General features: G+C 67.7%; 16 protein-coding genes. 8 read left to right on the plus strand and 8 right to left on the minus strand.

Features of this window, described 5'->3' with window-relative positions; all coding sequences use genetic code 11:
- Window positions 1–159: 159 nt before the first annotated feature.
- Together SJY20_RS16115 and SJY20_RS16120 are read right to left on the minus strand one after the other, a co-directional pair.
- Window positions 160–1,158 carry a ligase-associated DNA damage response exonuclease gene (locus tag SJY20_RS16115; RefSeq protein WP_380787923.1) on the minus strand — a complete coding sequence of 333 codons (999 nt, stop codon included), beginning with the start codon at window positions 1,156–1,158 and terminating at the stop codon, window positions 160–162.
- Between the two features lie 163 nt (window positions 1,159–1,321).
- Entirely contained in the window at window positions 1,322–1,885 is a 564-nt protein-coding gene (locus SJY20_RS16120) for a hypothetical protein (RefSeq protein WP_380787924.1), read from the minus strand.
- A gap of 126 nt (window positions 1,886–2,011) precedes the next feature.
- On the opposite strand from SJY20_RS16120, the gene SJY20_RS16125 reads away from it, so the two are divergent.
- The 3 genes from SJY20_RS16125 (at window position 2,012) to SJY20_RS16135 (ending at window position 7,076) form a co-directional block, all read left to right on the plus strand.
- Window positions 2,012–4,435, plus strand: a complete 2,424-nt coding sequence (locus SJY20_RS16125; RefSeq protein WP_380787925.1) for a ligase-associated DNA damage response DEXH box helicase — start codon at window positions 2,012–2,014, stop codon at window positions 4,433–4,435.
- Window positions 4,436–4,566: 131 nt separating this feature from the next.
- Window positions 4,567–5,505, plus strand: coding sequence for an aspartyl protease family protein (locus SJY20_RS16130; RefSeq protein ID WP_380787926.1), 939 nt, complete (start codon window positions 4,567–4,569; stop codon window positions 5,503–5,505).
- Window positions 5,506–5,675: 170 nt separating this feature from the next.
- Window positions 5,676–7,076 (plus strand): M20/M25/M40 family metallo-hydrolase, encoded by a 1,401-nt coding sequence (locus tag SJY20_RS16135; protein WP_380788755.1) that lies wholly within the window; start codon window positions 5,676–5,678, stop codon window positions 7,074–7,076.
- A gap of 6 nt (window positions 7,077–7,082) precedes the next feature.
- Here SJY20_RS16135 and SJY20_RS16140 read toward each other — a convergent pair whose 3' ends face one another.
- A complete protein-coding gene (locus SJY20_RS16140; protein ID WP_380787927.1) occupies window positions 7,083–9,044 on the minus strand; it encodes a potassium transporter Kup in 1,962 nt (653 codons plus the stop codon).
- A 101-nt stretch (window positions 9,045–9,145) separates the two neighbouring features.
- On the opposite strand from SJY20_RS16140, the gene pdeM reads away from it, so the two are divergent.
- Entirely contained in the window at window positions 9,146–9,808 is a 663-nt protein-coding gene (pdeM, locus tag SJY20_RS16145; protein WP_380787928.1) for a ligase-associated DNA damage response endonuclease PdeM, read from the plus strand.
- A 22-nt stretch (window positions 9,809–9,830) separates the two neighbouring features.
- Here pdeM and msrA read toward each other — a convergent pair whose 3' ends face one another.
- The 4 genes from msrA to pabB form a co-directional block, all read right to left on the minus strand.
- Window positions 9,831–10,490 (minus strand): peptide-methionine (S)-S-oxide reductase MsrA, encoded by a 660-nt coding sequence (msrA, locus tag SJY20_RS16150; RefSeq protein ID WP_380787929.1) that lies wholly within the window; start codon window positions 10,488–10,490, stop codon window positions 9,831–9,833.
- A gap of 37 nt (window positions 10,491–10,527) precedes the next feature.
- Window positions 10,528–10,671, minus strand: coding sequence for a hypothetical protein (locus SJY20_RS16155; RefSeq protein ID WP_380787930.1), 144 nt, complete (start codon window positions 10,669–10,671; stop codon window positions 10,528–10,530).
- A 152-nt stretch (window positions 10,672–10,823) separates the two neighbouring features.
- Window positions 10,824–12,023, minus strand: a complete 1,200-nt coding sequence (locus SJY20_RS16160) for a pyridoxal phosphate-dependent aminotransferase (RefSeq protein ID WP_380787932.1) — start codon at window positions 12,021–12,023, stop codon at window positions 10,824–10,826.
- A gap of 47 nt (window positions 12,024–12,070) precedes the next feature.
- Window positions 12,071–13,804, minus strand: a complete 1,734-nt coding sequence (gene pabB, locus SJY20_RS16165; protein ID WP_380787934.1) for an aminodeoxychorismate synthase component I — start codon at window positions 13,802–13,804, stop codon at window positions 12,071–12,073.
- Window positions 13,805–13,881: 77 nt separating this feature from the next.
- Between pabB and SJY20_RS16170 the strand changes: the two genes are divergently transcribed.
- Window positions 13,882–14,541: an MBL fold metallo-hydrolase gene (locus SJY20_RS16170; RefSeq protein ID WP_380787936.1), complete on the plus strand. Its 660-nt coding sequence runs from the start codon at window positions 13,882–13,884 to the stop codon at window positions 14,539–14,541.
- A gap of 256 nt (window positions 14,542–14,797) precedes the next feature.
- Here SJY20_RS16170 and SJY20_RS16175 read toward each other — a convergent pair whose 3' ends face one another.
- Entirely contained in the window at window positions 14,798–16,417 is a 1,620-nt protein-coding gene (locus tag SJY20_RS16175) for a M28 family metallopeptidase (protein WP_380787938.1), read from the minus strand.
- Between the two features lie 210 nt (window positions 16,418–16,627).
- On the opposite strand from SJY20_RS16175, the gene rpmF reads away from it, so the two are divergent.
- From rpmF to SJY20_RS16190, 3 genes are all read left to right on the plus strand, one after another.
- On the plus strand, window positions 16,628–16,807 hold the full coding sequence (gene rpmF, locus SJY20_RS16180) for a 50S ribosomal protein L32 (protein WP_147083830.1): 180 nt from the start codon (window positions 16,628–16,630) through the stop codon (window positions 16,805–16,807).
- A gap of 109 nt (window positions 16,808–16,916) precedes the next feature.
- Window positions 16,917–17,945, plus strand: a complete 1,029-nt coding sequence (gene plsX / locus SJY20_RS16185; protein WP_380787940.1) for a phosphate acyltransferase PlsX — start codon at window positions 16,917–16,919, stop codon at window positions 17,943–17,945.
- A complete protein-coding gene (locus tag SJY20_RS16190; protein WP_380787942.1) occupies window positions 17,942–18,910 on the plus strand; it encodes a beta-ketoacyl-ACP synthase III in 969 nt (322 codons plus the stop codon). The genes plsX and SJY20_RS16190 overlap by 4 nt, the downstream gene beginning before the upstream one ends.
- The last annotated feature ends 70 nt before the right edge of the window (window positions 18,911–18,980 follow it).

The raw sequence follows: 18,980 nt of genomic DNA on the forward strand, positions 1-18,980 counted from the left end.
AGACTTCAACGATGTTTCGATAAGGTCCGCTGACGCGGACAAGACACCTTTGCGTCCTCTGCGGCTCTGCGCGCCCCACCCTTCTACTTCTCTCCGCGTCTCCGCGCCCCCGCGTGAAACCCCTACTTCTCTTATCGCCTTCGCGGCTTTGCGTGAAAATCAGTCATCCTCATCCTCGAACCCCACCAACGCGAGCGCGCGCGCCTTGATCTGGCGGGTCATGCACCAGTGGACGAGCGCGTCCTCGCGACCGTGGGTGACCCAGACTTCCTTCGGCGAGATCTCGGTCAGCGTCGCGGTGAGTTCGTCCCAGTCAGCGTGATCCGACAGGATCAGCGGGAGTTCGACGTTCTTCTGCACCGCGCGCTGGCGGACGCGCATCCAGCCGCTCGCCATCGCGGTGATCGGGTCGGGCAGGCGACGCGACCAGCGGTCGTTGAGCGCGCCGGGCGGGCACATCACGACATGCCCCGCCATCTCCGCCTTCTTGGTGTCGCCGACCGGGATCAGTTCGCCGAGACGGACGCCGTGTTCGACATACAGGTCGCACAGCCGTTGCAGCGCGCCGTGGATGTAGATCGGGGCGTCGTGCCCGCGCGCGCGCAGTTCGGCGATCACGCGCTGCGCCTTGCCGAGCGCATACGCACCGACGACGACGCAGCGATCCGGGTTGGCGTGCAAGGCGGCGATCAGCTTGTCGATCTCGTCGCCGGTGTCGGGATGGCGGAACACCGGCAACCCGAAGGTCGCCTCGGTGACGAAGACGTCGCATTTGACCGGTTCGAACGGCGTGCAGGTCGGATCCGCGCGGCGCTTGTAGTCGCCCGAGACGACGATCCGCTCGCCGCGATAGTCGAGCACGATCTGCGCCGAGCCGAGGACATGCCCGGCAGGGACGTAGCCGATATCCACCTCCCCCATCCGGATCGTCTCGCCGTACGCGACCGGATTGCCGGCTTGTGGGCCATAGCGCGCGTCCATGATCGCGAGCGTCTCGGACGTGGCCCAGACCGCCTCATGACCGCCGCGGGCGTGATCGGCGTGGCCATGCGTCACGAGCGCGCGTGCGACCGGGATCGAGGGGTCGATCCACGCGTCGATCGGCTTGACGAGAATGCCGTGCGGGTGGGGTTCGAGCCAGTCGCCGAGCTTTGCCATTGAGGTAGTACGCTCGGGGGGTGGGTTGGGTGCCAATTCGATCCTCCCCTGCAAGGGGAGGTGGCTGGCGCAGCCGGACGGAGGGGTGGCCCGCTATCGACAGGGCGACACCCCTCCGTCAGCCCTGCGGGCTGCCACCTCCCCTTCCAGGGGAGGATCTGCGTTAGCGCCGCCGCCCTACGTGGATCGTTGCGAGGATAGCGTCCATGTTAGCCGCGGCGACCGCCTGGGTCGGGGCGGTGCGCGATGGCGCGGACCCCGCCTTGACCGCATAGGTCACGCGGTCGACCGCGTAGCACGTGCCTTCGACGACGGTGCGCAGGTCGGTGGCGGCGACGCTCTGGCTCATCCCGGCGTCGCCGTTAACGTACACCGTCCAGCGATGGCCACCGAGCATGCGGTCGGGCAGGCGCCGTCCGCTGCCGCCCTTTGCGCCATCGGTGCCGCAGCGCGCGACCACCGCGGCGTCGCGGCTGAAGCCGATCTGGACCATCTCGATGACCTGCCCGGCGCCGTCGCGCGGTTTGGCGACCTGCCAGAAGCGTGCGACGCCGACGCCGCGGCCGACAGGCGTGCCGTCCCACATCAGCCGCCAGCCGCCGGTCATCAGCGCGCGACCGGAAAAGGTCCGCGTCGGGTTGAGGTTGGCCGGGTGCGACAGCCGCACCCGCCCGCCCGCGCCGACGAAGGATTTGGTCGCGGCATCGACGCTCGCGAACGGCAACACGGCGAGCAAGGGGAGAAGACAGTAGCGAAGCTGCACGGATAGCCTTTCGAACGGGTCGGGATGCCAAAAACAGGATGCGATGCGCGCGTCCATGGCGGTCCGACGTGGCGCCCCCATATTGCGATGATGCGTGAACAGGCCGTGACCGACCTTCCCCCCATCCTGGAAAACTGGTTCGCCGCACGGGGTTGGCGACCGCGGCGGCATCAACAGGAGATGCTCGCCGAAGCGCGCGCAGGGCATCATGCCCTGCTGGTCGCGGCGACCGGCGCGGGCAAGACGCTGGCGGGGTTCCTGCCGACGCTCGCCGAGCTGGTCGAGGACCCGACCGAAGGCTTGCACACGCTGTACGTGTCGCCGCTGAAGGCGCTGGCGGTCGATGTGCAGCGCAATCTGCTGACCCCGATCGAGGAGATGGGGCTGGATATTCGGGTCGAGACGCGGACCGGCGACACGTCGAGTGACAAGAAGGCGCGACAGCGGGTGACACCGCCGCAGATCCTGCTGACCACGCCCGAATCGCTGTCGCTGCTGCTGAGCTATCCCGACAGCTTCACGATGTTCGAGGGGATCCGCACGATCGTCGTCGACGAGGTCCACGCGTTCGCGACCGGCAAGCGTGGCGACCTGTTGTCGCTGTGCATGGCGCGGCTGCAGCGGATCTCGCCGGGGATGCGGCGGGTGGCGCTGTCGGCGACGGTGGCGGATGCCGATGGCTATCGCGCCTGGCTGGCACCCGATGGCGATATCGACCAGGTCGCGAGCGTCCAGGGCGAGGCCGGCGCCGAACCCAACATCGCGATCCTGCTGCCGGAGGGGCGGATACCCTGGTCGGGGCATTCGGGGCGCTATGCCGCCGAACAGGTGATGGCGCAGATCGAGGCGCACCGCACCTCGATCGTGTTCTGCAACACCCGCAGCCTGGCGGAACTCATCTTCCAGGATCTGTGGAAGGCCAATGTGAACTCGCTCCCGATCGGCGTGCATCACGGAAGTCTCGCGAAGGAGGCGCGGCAGAAGGTCGAGGGGGCGATGGCCGACGGCAAGCTGCGCGCATTGGTCGCGACCGCCAGCCTCGACCTCGGGGTCGACTGGGGCGATGTCGATTGCGTGATCCAGATGGGCGCGCCCAAGGGGTCGTCGCGGCTGTTGCAGCGGATCGGGCGCGCCAACCACCGGCTCGACGAATCGTCGGAGGCGATCGTCGTGCCCGGCAACCGATTCGAGTATCTGGAGGCGCGCGCGGCGCTGGATGCGGTCGACGCGGGCGAGCTCGATGCCGACATTTTTCGCGAGGGTGCGCTCGACGTGCTGGCGCAGCATGTGATGGCGTGCGCGTGCGCGGCGCCGTTCCACCAGGATGCGCTGCTCGACGAGATCCGCTCCGCGCTGCCCTATTCCGCACTGCCGACCGACACGTTCGAGCGCGTACTCGGGTTCATCCGCGACGGGGGCTACAGCCTCAAGGCCTATGACAAGTTCAAGCGGCTGACTCAGGATGAGGACGGCAGCTGGCGCGTCAGCCATCCGAAATTCATCGGCCAGCACCGGCTGAACGCGGGGATCATCGTCGAGGCGACGATGCTGCAGGTGCGGTTCGCCAACGGCCGGCAGCTCGGCAAGGTCGAGGAGGCGTTCGCCGCCAGCCTGTCGCACGGCGACACCTTCTTCTTCGCGGGGCTCAGTCTCGAGGTGATGAAGATCGACACCGAGGATCTGATCGTCCGCGCGACATCGAGGCCGGCACGGATCCCGACCTATGGCGGCAGCCGGATGCCGCTGTCGACCAACCTCGCCGACCGCGTCCGCGGGTTCCTGGCGAGCCCGCACGACTGGGCGCGTTTCCCTGACGATGTGCGGGAATGGCTGGAGTTCCAGGCGTATCGATCGGTGCTGCCCAAACCCGGCCAGCTGCTTGTGGAAACCTTTCCGCGCGAGGGGCGGCACTACATGGTCGCCTACAGTTTCGAGGGGTGGAACGCGCACCAGTCGCTCGGCATGCTGATCACGCGGCGGATGGAGACGCAGGGGCTGAAGCCGCTGGGGTTCGTCGCCAACGACTATGCGATCGCGGTGTACGGACTGGAGAAGATCACCGATCCCGCGTCGCTGTTCTCGTCCGACATCCTGGAGCACGAGTTCGTCGAGTGGGTGCAGCAATCGCATCTGCTAAAGCGCGCGTTCCGCGAGGTCGCGGTGATCGGCGGACTGGTCGAGCGGCAGCATCCGGGCAAGCGCAAGACCGGCAAGCAGGTGACGTTTTCGACCGACCTGATCTACGACGTGCTGCGCAAATACGAGCCGACGCACCTGTTGCTGGAGGCGGCATGGGCGGATGCGCGCGCGCGGATGACCGATGTCGGGCGGCTGGCGAACCTGCTCGACCGCGCCGCGGATACGATGCTGCACGTCGACCTGGAGCGGATCACGCCGCTGGCGGTGCCGGTGCTGACGCTGATCGGGCGCGAGAAAGTGTCCACCGGGAACGCCGACGATGCGCTGCTGGTCGAGGCGGAAGCGCTGGCGGCGGAGGCGATGCGGGTAGACTAGAGCGTGGTGTTCCTGCGAACGCAGGAATCCAGGGTAACGGGCGTTACGTCTGGAACCCTGGGCTCCTGCCTCCGCAGGAGCACAAGCCCGCACCGCTTGCCAAGGGGCCGGATCGGGCGCAGCTTCTCGCGATGAAGGCCTTGATCGCCCTGTTGCTTGCCGTCGGATCGCCGTCGGCGCAGCTTGTCATTCCGCCGCCGACGCCGCCGCCTTTGCCGCTGACCGACGAGAGCGTGCTGCTGCTGGGCGATGTCGGCACGCGGATGACGGTGCCGGTGACGATCGGTACGCGCGGGCCGTGGCCGTTCGTGGTCGATACCGGCGCCGAACGCACCGTGATCGCGCGCGAGCTGGCCGGCGTGCTGGGGCTGGCGTCGGGCGGCGCGGTGCGAGTGATTACGATGACCGGTACGTCGGTGGTCGGCACCACGATGGTCCCCGCTTTGTCGGTCAGCACGATCACGCAGTCGACGATCCGCGCGCCCGCGCTGGAGGCGCGCAACATGGGTGCGCTGGGCATGCTCGGGATCGACGTGCTGCAGGGGCACAAGGTGCGGATCGACTTCGACCGCAAGCAGATGACGCTGCAGCCGTCGGTCAAGCGGCGCAGCGTATCGCGCGGCACCCCCGACGAGATCGTCGTCACTGCGCGGTCGCTGTACGGCCAGCTGATCGTCACCGACGCGCATTGGCGGAACACCCGGATCGCGGTGGTGATCGATACCGGTTCGCCGGTGACGATCGGCAACGCGGCGCTGCGCACGGCGATCGGCAAGCGGGCCAGGGCTATCGGACCGATCAGCGTGATCTCCGCGACCGGAGAGACGCTGGTCGCCGACGGCCATGCGGTCGACGACGTCACGCTGGGCGGAATCGGCTTTTCGGACGTCCCGATCGCGTTCGCCGAGGTCGCGCCATTCCACCGCTTCCGGCTCGACAACCGTCCTGCGATCATGATGGGCATGGACATGCTGCGACTGTTCCGCGTGGTGCAGATCGATTTCGCCAACCGCGAGATCCGCTTCACCGTGCCGCGCAGCGGCAGGGCGCCGACGCGCTTCGGAATCTAGACCCCGCCCTTCGTCATCCCGGGCTCGTCCCGGGATCCAGGGTAACGGAGCGCAACGTTTGCGACCCTGGATCCCGGGACAAGCCCGGGATGACGGAGGCGTAGGTGAACACCCGTTGCGCACCCCTGCGATTGCCGCTCTATTCGGCGGCCACGATGGGGGCGACCGATATGAAGATCCGAACTGCGCTGATGGCAGCGACCGCATTGGTCGCGATCCCTGCTGCTGCGACCGCGCAGTCGCGGCCGGACCAGAAGGCGTTCTTCGGGCTCTACAAGGAACTGGTCGAGACCAACACGACGTTGTCGGTCGGCAGCTGCACGCAGGCCGCGGCGCAGATCGGCGCGCGGCTGAAGGCGGCGGGCTATGCCGACGCCGACCTCACCTATTTCTCGGTCCCCGAGCATCCCAAGGACGGCGGGCTGGTTGCCGTGCTCAAGGGATCGGATCCGTCGATCAAGCCGATGCTGCTGCTCGCGCATCTCGACGTCGTCGAGGCCAAGCGCGAGGACTGGGCGCGCGATCCGTTCACGCTGGTCGAGGAAGGCGGCTATTATTACGCGCGCGGCGCGGTCGACGACAAGGCGCAGGCGGCGATCTGGTCCGATGCGATGATCCGCTTCAAGACCGGCGGGTACAAGCCCAGGCGCACCATCAAGCTGGCGCTGACCTGCGGTGAGGAAACCACCTTTGCGTGGAACGGCGCGCAATATCTGGCGGCGAACAAGCCCGACCTGATCGCGGCGGAATTCGCGTTGAACGAAGGCGGCGGCGGGCGCCTCGGCGACGACGGCAAGCCGCAGCTGCTGGCGATCCAGGTCGGCGAGAAGGCCGCGCAGAACTATACGTTCCTGACTACCAACCCCGGCGGGCACAGCTCGCAGCCGACCCCGGCGAACGCGATCTACGAGCTCGCGGACGCGGTGAAGGCGGTACAGGGCTACGAGTTTCCGGTGAAGTTTACCGACACGACACGCGCGTTCTTCGCGGCGACCGCGAAGGGCAGCCCGGGCGAGACCGGCACCGCGATCACGCGGTTGCTGGCAAACCCCGAGGACAAGGCCGCCGACGCGATCGTCAGCCGCGACAAGGCGCTGCATTCGACGCTGCGCACGACCTGCGTCGCGACGCTGCTGAACGCGGGCCATGCCGAGAACGCGCTGCCGCAGCGCGCGACCGCGAACATCAACTGCCGGATCTTCCCGGGCGAGACGGTCGACGGGACGCTCGCCAAGCTGAAGACGCTGGCCGGTGCCAAGGTGACGGTGACTGCCAATCAGCCGGTGCGGCCCACCGCGATCCCGCCGACGCTCGATCCCAAGATCACCGGGCCCGCGACCAAGGTAGCGGCGAAATATTTCCCCGGCCTGCCGCTGCTGCCGCTGATGTCGACCGGGGCCACCGACGGGATCTTCTTCGAGGCGATCGGCATCCCGGTCTACGGCGCGCCGGGGATCATGATCGAGAAGGACTTCGGCGGCATCCACGGCCTGAACGAACGGATCCGGATCGCGTCGCTTTACACCGGGCGCGATTACCTGTTCGACCTGGTGAAGGCGTATGCGGGGTGAGACGCCTTACACCGTGACCTGTTCGCCCAGTTCCAGCACCTTGCCCGGCGGAATCTTCAGGAAGTCGGTGGGGTCGCTGGCGTTGCGCTGCAGGAACATGAAGATGCGGTCCTGCCACGGCGGCATGCCCTTCTCCGCGTCGGGCTTCAGCGTGTTGCGGCCGATGAAGAACGAGGTGCGCATCGGGTCCAGCCCGAGCTGCTCGCTCTTGCTGCCGACCCCCAGGTCGCGCGGCACGTCGGGCGATTCCATGAATCCATAGGTCAAAACGACGCTGGAAAAGTCGTCGTTTACCCGCTCAACCTGCGCGCGGTCCTCGTCGGCGACGAACGGACGGTCGGCGGTGCGAACACTGACGATCAGGTTGCGCGCGTGCAGCACCTTGTTGTGCTTGAGATTGTGGAGCAGCGCGCCCGGCGTGGCGTGCGGGTTGCCGGTCAGGAACACCGCGGTGCCAGCAACGCGCTCGGGCGGACGCTTCTCGAGCGCGGCGGCGAGATCGACCAGCGGGATGCTCTGGCGCTGTTCGAACGCGCGGACGATCTTCTTGCCGCGGACCCAGGTCGAGATGATCAGCCCGATCGCAGCGGCAACGACCAAGGGGACCCAGCCGCCCTCGACCACGCGGAGAATGTTGGCGCCGAAGAAGATCAGGTCGAGCGTCAGGAACGGCAGGATCGCGGCGAGCGCGAGCGGCCGTGACCAGTTCCAGCGATGCCGCACGACGATATACGCCAGCAGCGTCGTCACCACCATCGTGCCGGTCACCGCGATGCCGTACGCAGCGGCCATCGCGGACGATGTCTTGAACTGCACCACCAGCACCAGCACGCCGAGCAGCAGCAGCCAGTTGATCGCAGGCAGGTAGATCTGGCCGGCGAAGTTCGCCGAGGTCTGGCGGATGCGAAGGCGGGGCAGCAGGCCGAGCTGGATCGCCTGCTGGGTCAGGCTGAACGCGCCGGTGATGACCGCCTGGCTGGCGATGACGGTGGCAAGGCCCGCGAGGATGACCAGCGCGGGCCGGATCGGCTCGGGCGCCATCAGGAAGAACCAGTCCTGGTTGACGAACGGCACGCCGCGCCGGGCCGCATCCTCGAGCCGCGACAGCGCGAACGCCCCCTGCCCCAGATAGTTGAGCGCAAGCGCCGGGAAGACCAGCAGGAACCAGCCGAGCCGGATCGGCTTGATGCCGAAATGGCCCATGTCGGCGGTCAGCGCCTCCGCACCGGTCACGGTCAGGAACACGGCGCCGAGCACGAACAGCCCGAGCACGCCGTGGGTCGCGAGAAACATGATGCCATAGGTCGGCAGGAAGACGCGGACGATCGAGGGTTCGTCGGCGATATGCCACAGCCCCAAGCCGCCGATCGCGAAGAACCACAGGATGCAGACCGGGCCGAACAGTTTCGAGACCTGCGCGGTGCCGCGCGACTGGATCAGGAACAGCCCGACCAGGATCGCGATGGTCAGGGTGCGGACCATGCCTTCATTGAAGATATGCGCCGCGCTCGGGATGGTGCGCAGCCCCTCCATCGCCGACAGCACGGACAGCGCCGGGGTGATGATCGCGTCGCCGTAGAACAGCGACGCACCGGCCGCGCCGAGCACGATCGCGACGCGCGGCCGCACCCCGGTCGCGCGTCGAGCCAGCGCCGCGAGCGCGAGCACGCCGCCCTCGCCCTGGTTGTCGGCGCGCATCAGGAACAGGACGTATTTGACCGTGACGACCAGGAAGAGCGACCAGAGCGCCAGGCTTAGCACGCCGAGGATCTCGGACGGGTCTATGCCGTCGCCGGCGGTTTGGCCCAGCGCCTCGCGGAACGCGTAGAGCGGGCTGGTGCCGATATCGCCGAACACGACGCCGATCGCACCGATGGTGAGCGCCAGCAACGCAGGATGTGCGTGGACATGCCCCGCGGACGATGCGGTGGCGTTTGGATGAACGGATATTCCGGCGACGGACGACATGGCGCGAAAAGCGCTCCTCCACGGATGACGGCGCGCTTTACGCCGATTGCGGCGGCGCACAAGAGCTTGATTCGAAAGCCCCCTCGCCGCATGGGCGGTGAATGGTTCCCTTTTCGTTCGGCGGACATCAGTTGCTCGCGCTGCCCCAGGGGGCATTATTCTGGCCTGATCGCCGTGCGTTGCTGGTCGCCGATCTGCATTTCGAGAAGGCGAGCTGGTTTGCGCTGCGCGGGCAGATGCTGCCGCCCTATGACTCGATCGCGACGCTCGCCGACCTGACCGCGCTGGTCGCCGCGACCGGCGCGGACGAGGTCTGGTGCCTGGGCGATTCGTTTCACGACAGCGAAGGCTGCGCGCGATTGCCGCAGCGGGCGCAGGATATGCTGCGTGCGCTGACGGATGCGACGCGCTGGACCTGGATCACCGGCAATCACGACCGCGAGATCCTCGATCGCTGCGGCGGCGAGGTGGTCGACGAGGCGCTGGTCGATGGCCTGGTGCTGCGCCACGAAGCCGACCGGACCGAACCGCGGCCCGAACTGTCCGGACATTTCCACCCGAAGTTGCGGGTACGCGTGCGGGGCAAGCAGGTCGCGCGACGGTGTTTCGTGGCGACCGCGACGAAGCTTATCCTGCCGGCGTTCGGATCGCTGACCGGTGGGCTCGACGTCGACCATCCGGAGATCGTCCGCGCAGTCGGCACCGGAGCGGAGGCGCTGGTGCCGGTCGCCGACCGCATGCTGCGGTTTCCAGTCGCGGCCTGACGTTCCCCCGTCAGGGGAACATTCAGCTCGCTATGGTCGGAAACGCCTTCCGGAACGCAGCGACCTTCGGCTTGTCCCACGCGACGATATACGGATGCGTCGGGTTCCGATCGAAGAAATTCTGGTGGTACGCCTCGGCTGGATAGAAGCCGCCGGTCTCCAGCTTGGTCACGATCGGGCGGGGATAGGCGTGGGTCTGGCCCAACTGCGCGATATAGGCGCGAGCGACCTGTGCCTGGGCCGGCGTCTGCGGGAAGATTGCCGACCGATAGCTTGGGCCGCTGTCGGGACCTTGGCGGTTCAATTCCGTGGGGTCGTGCGCGATCGAGAAATAAACGCGAAGCAGCGTACCGTAGCTGACGCGGGTCGGATCGTAGGTGATCTTCACGGCCTCGGCATGGCCGGTGGTCTCGGTCGAAACCTGGTCATAGGTGGCGGTGGCGCGGGTTCCGCCGGCATAGCCTGCGGTTACCGACTTCACGCCCTTCACATGCTCGAAGACCGCTTCGAGACCCCAGAAGCAGCCACCGGCGAGGATCGCGGTCTGCATGCCGCGGGCTGCGGGCACGTCCGCCTTGACGGCGGGAATGACGACCGCACGCTCGGCCTGCGCCATCCCCGTGGAGAGCGCGATGCCGAGGATGCCGACGGCGCAAGCGGTTGTTACGAGAGTCTTTTTCATGGACCGGATATGGGGACGCGACCGTCCCCCGCCAAGGTCAGCGTGCGTGGGCGACGCTGGCGACATGGGCACGCAGCGCCTGCGTCTCGGCGGCGGGCTGCAGCGCGATCAGGCCGAGCGCGCCGAGCACGAAGCCGCCGCTGAACTGCCACAGGAAACTCGACTTGATGATGCTCCGCATGATGCGTCCCTTGAATATCTCCACCGGCGTCGTCCCAAGAACCACGCCGATACCGTAACGGCAGATCGTACCGATCGTGCCGTCTCACAATGTCGTTTTTAGAAACACTAGGGTGAACGCGGCGTGAGCCGTCCGTTCACCGTAGCGATACCTTAGCGGAGCGCCGCGCAGGCGGTCTGGATACGCGTGCATGCTTCGCGGAGCAGCACGTCCGAGGTCGCATAGCTGATCCGGAACGCCGGCGACAGGCCGAACGCCGCGCCCTGCACGACGGCCACCTTGGCGTCGTCGAGCAGATAGCCGACCATCGCCTCGTCGGTATCGATCAACCGGCCGTTCGGCGTGGTCTTGCCGATCAGCTCGGCGAACGATGGATAGACGTAGAACGCACCCTCCGGCGTCGGGCAGTGCATGCCGTCGATGGCGTTGAGCATCGACACGACCAGGTCGCGGCGCCCTTGGAACGCGGTGTTGCGCCCGGCGAGGAACGACTGGTCGCCGTTGAGGGCGGCGACGGCTGCGGCCTGGGCGATCGAGCACGGGTTCGAGGTCGACTGCGACTGGAGCTTGGCCATCGCCTTTATCAGCCACGACGCGCCGCCGGCATAGCCGATCCGCCAGCCGGTCATCGCATACGCCTTGGAGCAACCGTTGACGGTCAGCGTACGCTCGAACAGATCCGGGCAGGCCTCGGCGATGGTTGCGAACTTGAAGCCGTCATAGACGATGTGCTCGTACATATCGTCGGCGAGGATCCACACGTGCGGGTGGCGCGCGAGCACCGCGCCGAGTGCCTTCAGCTCATCGATCGTGTAGCCGGCGCCGGTCGGGTTGGACGGCGAGTTGAGGATCACCCACTTGGTCTTCGGCGTGATCGCGGCATCCAGCGTGGCGGGGTCGAGCTTGTAGCCGACCTCGGGACCTGCCTTGACGATCACAGGCACGCCGCCGGCGAACTGCACGACGTCGGGATAGCTGACCCAGTACGGCGCGGGGATGACGACCTCGTCGCCCGGATCGATCGTCGCGACCATCGCGTTGAACAAGGTGTGCTTGCCGCCGACGTTCACGCTGATCTGGTCGGTGGTGTAGGTCAGGCCGTTGTCGCGCGCGAACTTGGCGACGATCGCCTGCTTCAGTTCGAGGGTGCCGTCGACGTTGGTGTATTTGGTCTTGCCGTCGCGGATCGCCTGGATCGCGGCGTCCTTGACGAAATCGGGGGTATCGAAATCGGGTTCGCCCGCACCCAGGCCGATCACGTCGACCCCTGCGCGCTTCAGTTCGAGCACGCGGCTGGTGATGGCGAGCGTGGGCGACGGGCTGATGCGGCCGAGAGCGGCGGAGGCGTGCATGGCGAAACCTTTGCGGTAGGGGCGGCGGCGCTATGCGCGACCGAGCGCTATTTCGCAACCGCAACAACTGCGGGGATCAGCCCACGGAGCGCATTTCCGATACGGAATCCGTGGGTCAGGTCGGCGCGGGTCAGCCGTCCCTCGACCGCGCGGCCGGTCGCGAGCAGTTCCGCGCGGAGTATGCCGGGCAGCAGCGGGCCGGCGGCCGGCGTCACCAGAATGTCGCCGCGGGGCACGAACAGCGAAGTGAAGCTGCCTTCGGTCAGCCCGCCGTCGGAGTCTTCGAACAGGATTTCGAAGGTGCCGGCGGCGGCGCGCGCTGCGTCGTAGAAGGCGCGGTCGCTGGTCTTGTGGCGCAGGCGATAGTCGCTCGCGGCGACCGGCAGCGGGACGATCGCGACCTGCGCCAGCGCGGGCGATATGGGGATCGGCGCAACCTCGATCGCGAGCGCACCCGACGCCGCCAGCAGCAGGCGGACCCGCCTCGGCGTACGCAGGCGGAAAGTCGCGGCCTGGAGTTCGTTACGCGCGGCGTGGCGGTCGAACACGAAGCCTAGGATGTCCGCGCTCGCCTTCATCCGCGCGAGATGGCGTTCGAGCAGCGGGATGCCGGTCTCGGGATCGAACGCCATCGTCTCGATCAGGTCGACGATGCGCTGCCCGGCGGTGACGAACGCCGCCTTAGCGAGGCATTCGCGGCGCTCCTCGCCCGGCTCGCTGTCGGCGACGATGCCAGAGCCAAGACCCATCGCCGCGTGAACACCGTCGACCTCCAGCGTGCGGATCGCGACGTTGAAGATCGCGTCGCCACCGGGGTCGAGGCGGCCGATCGATCCGGTGTAGAGCCCGCGGCAGCGGGCGCGTTCGACCTCGGCGACCACCTCCATCGCGCGCTGCTTGGGGGCGCCGGTGATCGATCCGCAGGGAAACAGCGCCGCGATCACGTCGATCGCGTCGCGGCCGGGGTCCAGCGTCGCGGTGATCGTCGAGGTCATCTGGTGGACCGTCGGGTAACGCTCGACGGTGAACAGTTCGGGGACCGCGACCTCCTTCGCGATGCGCGACAGGTCGTTGCGCATCAGGTCGACGATCATCAGGTTTTCGGCGCGTTGCTTGGGGTCGGTGGCGAGCGCCGCCGCCAGCGCGCGATCCTCGTCCGGCGTGTCGCCCCGCCGCGCGGTCCCCTTCATCGGGCGGCAGGTGAGCGTGGCGCCGTCGAGCGCGAAGAACAGTTCGGGGGACAGCGACAGGAAGCGACGCTCGCCGGTGTCGATCAGTGCGCCATAGCCGGCCTGCGATTGGGCACGGAGCCTGGCGTAGAGCGCGAAGGCATCGCCGACGAACGGGATCTCCGCGGCGAAGGTCAGGTTGGCCTGATAGATGTCGCCCGCCGCGATGAGATCCGCGACGCGCGCGAACGCGACTTCGTAGCCGGCATCGTCGAGTTGTGACCTCGGCAGGCCGGCGCGAGCCCCTGCCGGATCGGGAAGCAGCGCGTGGATATCGGCGGGGCTGTCATAACCGCGGAACAGCCCGAACCAGAGCAGCGGGCCGTCCTGCGCCATGCCGACGGCGCGCGCCGCCAGTGCTTCGCCCGCTTCGTAGGTCAGGTAGCCGGCGGCGTGGAGCCCGTCGGCACGGGCGGTGCGCAGCGCTTCGAGCGCGGGGCCGACCTGTGCGGACGTATCGGCGCGGACGATCCGCACCGGATCACGGTAGAGTCGCGGCGGTGCGCCCCCCGCCCGGGCGTCGTCCAGCAACACGAAAGGCGCGGTCAGCATGGTGCCAGATGCACGCGAGGAACCCGTAACCGCAAGCGACGATTGCCGGAAACCGCGGGGATGCCTATTTTGCCGTCATGACCGACACCCCGCTTCGCGCCACCATCGTCCCCGTCACGCCGATCCAGCAGAACTGCACGCTGATCTGGTGCACCGCCACGATGAAGGCGGCGATCGTCGATCCCGGCGGCGACCTGCCCCGAATCAAGGCCGCGGTCGCGCAGGCCGGCGTCACCGTCGAGAAGATCCTGCTGACCCACGGCCATATCGATCACGCCGGCGAGGCAAAGGCGCTGTCCGACGATCTGGGCGTACCGATCGAGGGACCGCACGAGGCCGACCGGTTCTGGCTGCAGCGGCTGGATGAGGACGGCCCGAAATACGGCATCACCGGAGTCAATTTCGAACCCGACCGCTGGCTGGTCGAGGGCGATACGGTGACGGTCGGCGACCTGTCGCTCGACGTGTACGAGACGCCGGGGCACACCGAGGGACATGTGATCTTCCACCATGCACCCTCGAAATTCGCGCAGGTCGGCGACGTACTGTTCCAGGGTTCGGTGGGGCGATCGGACATGCCGGGCGGCAATCACCAAGTGCTGCTGACGTCGATCGTGGAGAAGCTGTGGCCGCTGGGGAGCGACACGACGTTCATCCCCGGGCACGGCGCGGCGAGCACGTTCGGGCATGAGCGGGCGACTAATATGTTCGTCAGCGACCGGGCGATGGCGGCGTAGGGCCATTCCTCCCCTGCAAGGGAAGGGGGACCATCCGCAGGATGGTGGAGGGGTGTCCACGCCAATTGGAGGGTGTCACCCCTCCGTCTGGCTGCGCCAGCCACCTCCCCTTGCAGGGGAGGATTTTACGCTTGGCCGATCGTCGATCGCCAATGCTCCGTCACCCTGAACTTGTTTCAGGGTCCACCGACCCCCGGGTGCTGTCGTCGGGGAGTAGTGGGTACCGAAACGAGTTCAGCATGACGGTGGGGGGGGGTTAGCGCCGCTCCCCCACCGTCTCGGCCCGCACAGATTTGAACTCCGAGCCGTCGCGCCACTGCGGCCAGATGCGGCTGTTCGCCAGCTTGCCGCCGATCGTCGCGAACAGGCCGACGTTCTGTGCAGCGCCGCGCAAATCCCAGCTCGGATCCCAGGTGTCGCAGGTCTGGTGATAGCATTTCATGTAGCCGTCGAGCCACGCCTGCCCCGCGGCGCGGCCGCCGGCGACGAGGTCGGGTGCCCCGCTGATCGCCATCAGCAGCAGCGTCGGGACGCCGCGGCGTGCGACCGAGAAATGGTCGGCGCGGTAGAACAGCCCGCGTTCGGGGAGCGCTTCGGGCGTGACCACCCTGCCCTGCGCCTTGGCAGCATCGGCGAGCATGTCTTCGAGATCGTTCTGGCCGGCGCCGACCAGCATCACGTCGCGCGCGGGGCCCGCGGTCTGCAGGATATCGAGCGTCAGGTTCGCGACGGTCTTCGCGGCGGGATAGACCGGATTCACGGCATAGGTTTCCGAGCCGAGCAGTCCGCGTTCCTCGCCGCTCCACAGCGCGAAGACGAGACTGCGATCGGGGCGCGGCCCAGCGGCAAAGGTCCCTGCGAGTTCGAGCACGCCGGCGACGCCGAGGCCGTCGTCGTTGGCCCCCGGGCGGATCGTGCGCCCCTGCGCGTCGGGTGAGCCCTTTCCGTAAGCGTCCCAGTGCGCGCCGAACATCACGACCTCGTCCGGGTGGCCGCGGCCGGGGAGCTTGGCGAGGACGTTGCGGCTCTCGGCGCGCTCGACAGTGACCGGCAGGTCGGCGGAGAAGGCCTGTTTGAGCGCAACCGGGCGAAAGTCGCTGCGTCGTGCCGCTTTACGAAGTGCCGCGAGGTCGAGGCCGGAGGCGGCGAACAGCCGGGTGGCGGCGCTGCCCTCTATCCAGCCCTGCAGCAGGACGCGCGACGCCGGGTCGTTGCGGACGATATCGTAATTCTCGCCGGCCGGTGCAGTCACGGTCGCCCAGCCATAGCCGGCGCCGGGCGTGTCGTGGACGATCAGCGCGCCGATCGCGCCACGCCGCGCGGCCTCTTCGAACTTGTAGGTCCAGCGGCCATAATAGGTCATCCGGCGGTCGCCGAACTTTCCCGCCGAATCATCGCCGGGGGTCGCTTCGAAATCGGGATCGTTGACCAGGAACACCGCGATCTTGCCGCGCAGGTCGACGCCCTTGAAGTCGTCCCAGCCGCGTTCGGGCGCGGTCACGCCGTAGCCGACGAACACCATCGGCGCGTCGGCGATCGCGACATGAGCGACCGGGCGGACCGTGCTGACATAGACGTCGCGGCCTTGCGTAAGCGGCACGCCGGCGCCGATCATGCCTTTGCCGATCCGGGTGTGGACGAGCGGGACGGGTTGCGTCCATGCGCCGTTCGGACCGCCGGGCGCGAGCTTGAGCGCCTTGAAGCGTGCGACCAGCCAGTCGACCGTCCTGGTTTCGCCGGGCGTACCGGGGGCACGACCCTCGAACGAATCGGACGCGAGCGTCTTCACGTCGGCGGACAGGCGGGCGGGCGGGTCCTGCGCGACGGCGGCGGTCGCGCCGGTGGCGGCAGCAAGCATGATGGCGTAGCGGAGCATGCGTGGCCCTGGATATGAGAGGCTGTGGGGGAAACGGTGACCTGCCACGCCCCGCGCACCCTTGCAACGCGGGCGATTCTCGCTATAGCGCCACGCTTCGCGATGTGTCCGGCCGTATGGTAGCTCACGCGGCCGACATTCTCGTCGGTTGCCGAGTTCCCCGTCCGGGCGTATCGGAGCCCCGACCTTTTAGAAGAACAAGGTGCCGAAATGGCCGTCCCCAAAAGAAAAACATCGCCCTCCAAGCGCGGCATGCGCCGTGGTCACGACTCGCTGACCATCGCGTCGTTCCAGGAATGCCCGAACTGCGGCGAACTGAAGCGCCCGCACAATCTGTGCAATTCCTGCGGCCACTATAACGGTCGCGAAATCGTCTCGGTCCAGGGCTAAGCGGCTTTTGGAACACGCGGTGGCGGCTGCCCGTTGAGGGACACCGCTGCCGCAGGACGTACGATGTCGTGCGTCTCCGAAGCCTCTAAGTACTTGCGAAGGACGTAGCATGCCCGACAGCGGCTGGATCGCGGTCGATGCGATGGGTGGCGATGACGGGCTGGCAGTGATGCTCGCCGGGGTCGCACTCGCGCGCAAGCAATTCGCGGGCATGCGATTCCTGCTCGTCGGCGACGAGACGGCGATTCGCGAAGGGCTGAAGGCCCATCCGAACCTGTCGCAGCATTCCGAGATCGTCCACGCCCCCGAGGTCGTTGGCTCGAGCGACAAGCCGAGCCAGGCGATCCGTCGTGCCAAGACGACATCGATGGGGATCGCGATCGACCTCGTCAAAAAGGGTCGAGCCGCAGCCGCGGTGTCGTCGGGCAATACCGGCGCGCTGATGGCGATGGCGAAGCTGTCGCTGCGGATGCTCCCGGGGATCGACCGGCCGGCGCTGGCGGCGCGGCTGCCGACACTCGGCGATACCGACATGGTGATGCTCGACCTCGGCGCGAACACCGAGTGCGACGCGCGCAACCTGGTCCAGTTCGCGGTGATGGGCGCCGCCTATGCCCGCACCGCGCTCGACATCGCGCACCCCCGCGTCGCGCTGCTCAACATCGGCAGCGAGGACATGAAGGGCACCGACGAGATCCGCGATGCGGCGGCGCAGCTGCGCGCGATGGCGGCGGTCGACATGCAGTTTAACGGCTTCGTCGAGGGCGACCGGTTGTCGCGCGGCGAAGTCGACGTGGTCGTCTGCGACGGCTTCTCCGGCAACATCGCGCTGAAGACCGCAGAGGGTACCGCGCGGTTCGTCGCCGACCTGCTCAAGCGCGCCTTCCGCAGTTCGGTGCGATCGAAGCTCGGCTTCCTGATCTCGCGCCCCGCGACCGAATTGCTGCGCGATCACCTCGACCCCAACAACCACAACGGCGCGGTCTTCCTGGGGCTCAACGGCATCGTCGTGAAGAGCCATGGCGGCGCCACCGAGCGCGGCGTCGCGACCGCGATCGGCAACGCCGCCAAGATGGTCAACAACGACCTGATCCGGCGTATCGCCGACGATCTGGGCACGCTCGAGAAGGCAGCATGATCCGCAGCGTCATCACCGGGACCGGCTCCGCCCTCCCCGCGCGCCGCGTATCGAACGCCGAACTCGCACAGACGGTCGAGACCAGCGACGAGTGGATCGTCGAACGCACCGGTATCCGCTTCCGCCACATCGCCAGCCCCGACGAGACCACGGGCACGCTGGCCTATGATGCGTCGAAGGCGGCGCTGGCGGCGGCAGGCTGCGCGGCACAGGACATCGACCTGATCGTGCTCGCCACCGCGACCCCCGACCAGACTTTCCCGAGCACCGCGACCAAGGTCCAGGCGATGCTCGGTATCGACGACTGCGTGGCGTTCGACGTCGCGGCGGTGTGCTCGGGCTTCCTCTACGCGGTCCAGGTCGCCGACAGCATGATCCGCAGCGGCGTCGCCAGGCGCGCACTGGTGATCGGGTCCGAGACCTTCAGCCGCATCCTCGACTGGGAAGACCGCACCACCTGCGTGCTGTTCGGCGACGGCGCCGGCGCGATCGTGCTCGAGGCGCAGGATACCGCGGACGAAGGCGGTCGCGGCATCCTGACCACCAAGCTGCACGCCGATGGCCGCCACAACGAACTGCTGTACGTCGATGGCGGCGTCTCGACCACCGGGACCGTCGGCAAGCTGCGCATGAAGGGCCGCGAGGTGTTCCGCCACGCCGTGACCAACCTTGCCGCGGTGATGACCGAATCGCTGGCGATGGCGGGAATCGAGGCGGCTGACGTCGACTGGGTCGTGCCGCACCAGGCGAATGCGCGGATCCTGGATGCGACCGCGCGCAAACTAGGGCTGGCCCCCGAGCGCGTCGTCGTGACGGTCGACCAGCATGCCAACACCTCCGCTGCATCGGTCCCGCTGGCGCTCGACGTCGCGGTGCGCGACGGGCGCATCCGTCAGGGCCAGATCGTCGTGCTCGAGGCGATGGGCGGCGGTTTCACCTGGGGCGCTGCGGTAGTCCGGTTCTAGCGCGGTCCATAAAGCACTTTCGGTCCGGTACGGCCTTGTGTAGGTTGAGTTTCACGCCGGGGAGTTACCG

It is taken from the genome of Sphingomonas sp. R86521 (assembly GCF_042466235.1).
Classification (GTDB): domain Bacteria; phylum Pseudomonadota; class Alphaproteobacteria; order Sphingomonadales; family Sphingomonadaceae; genus Sphingomonas.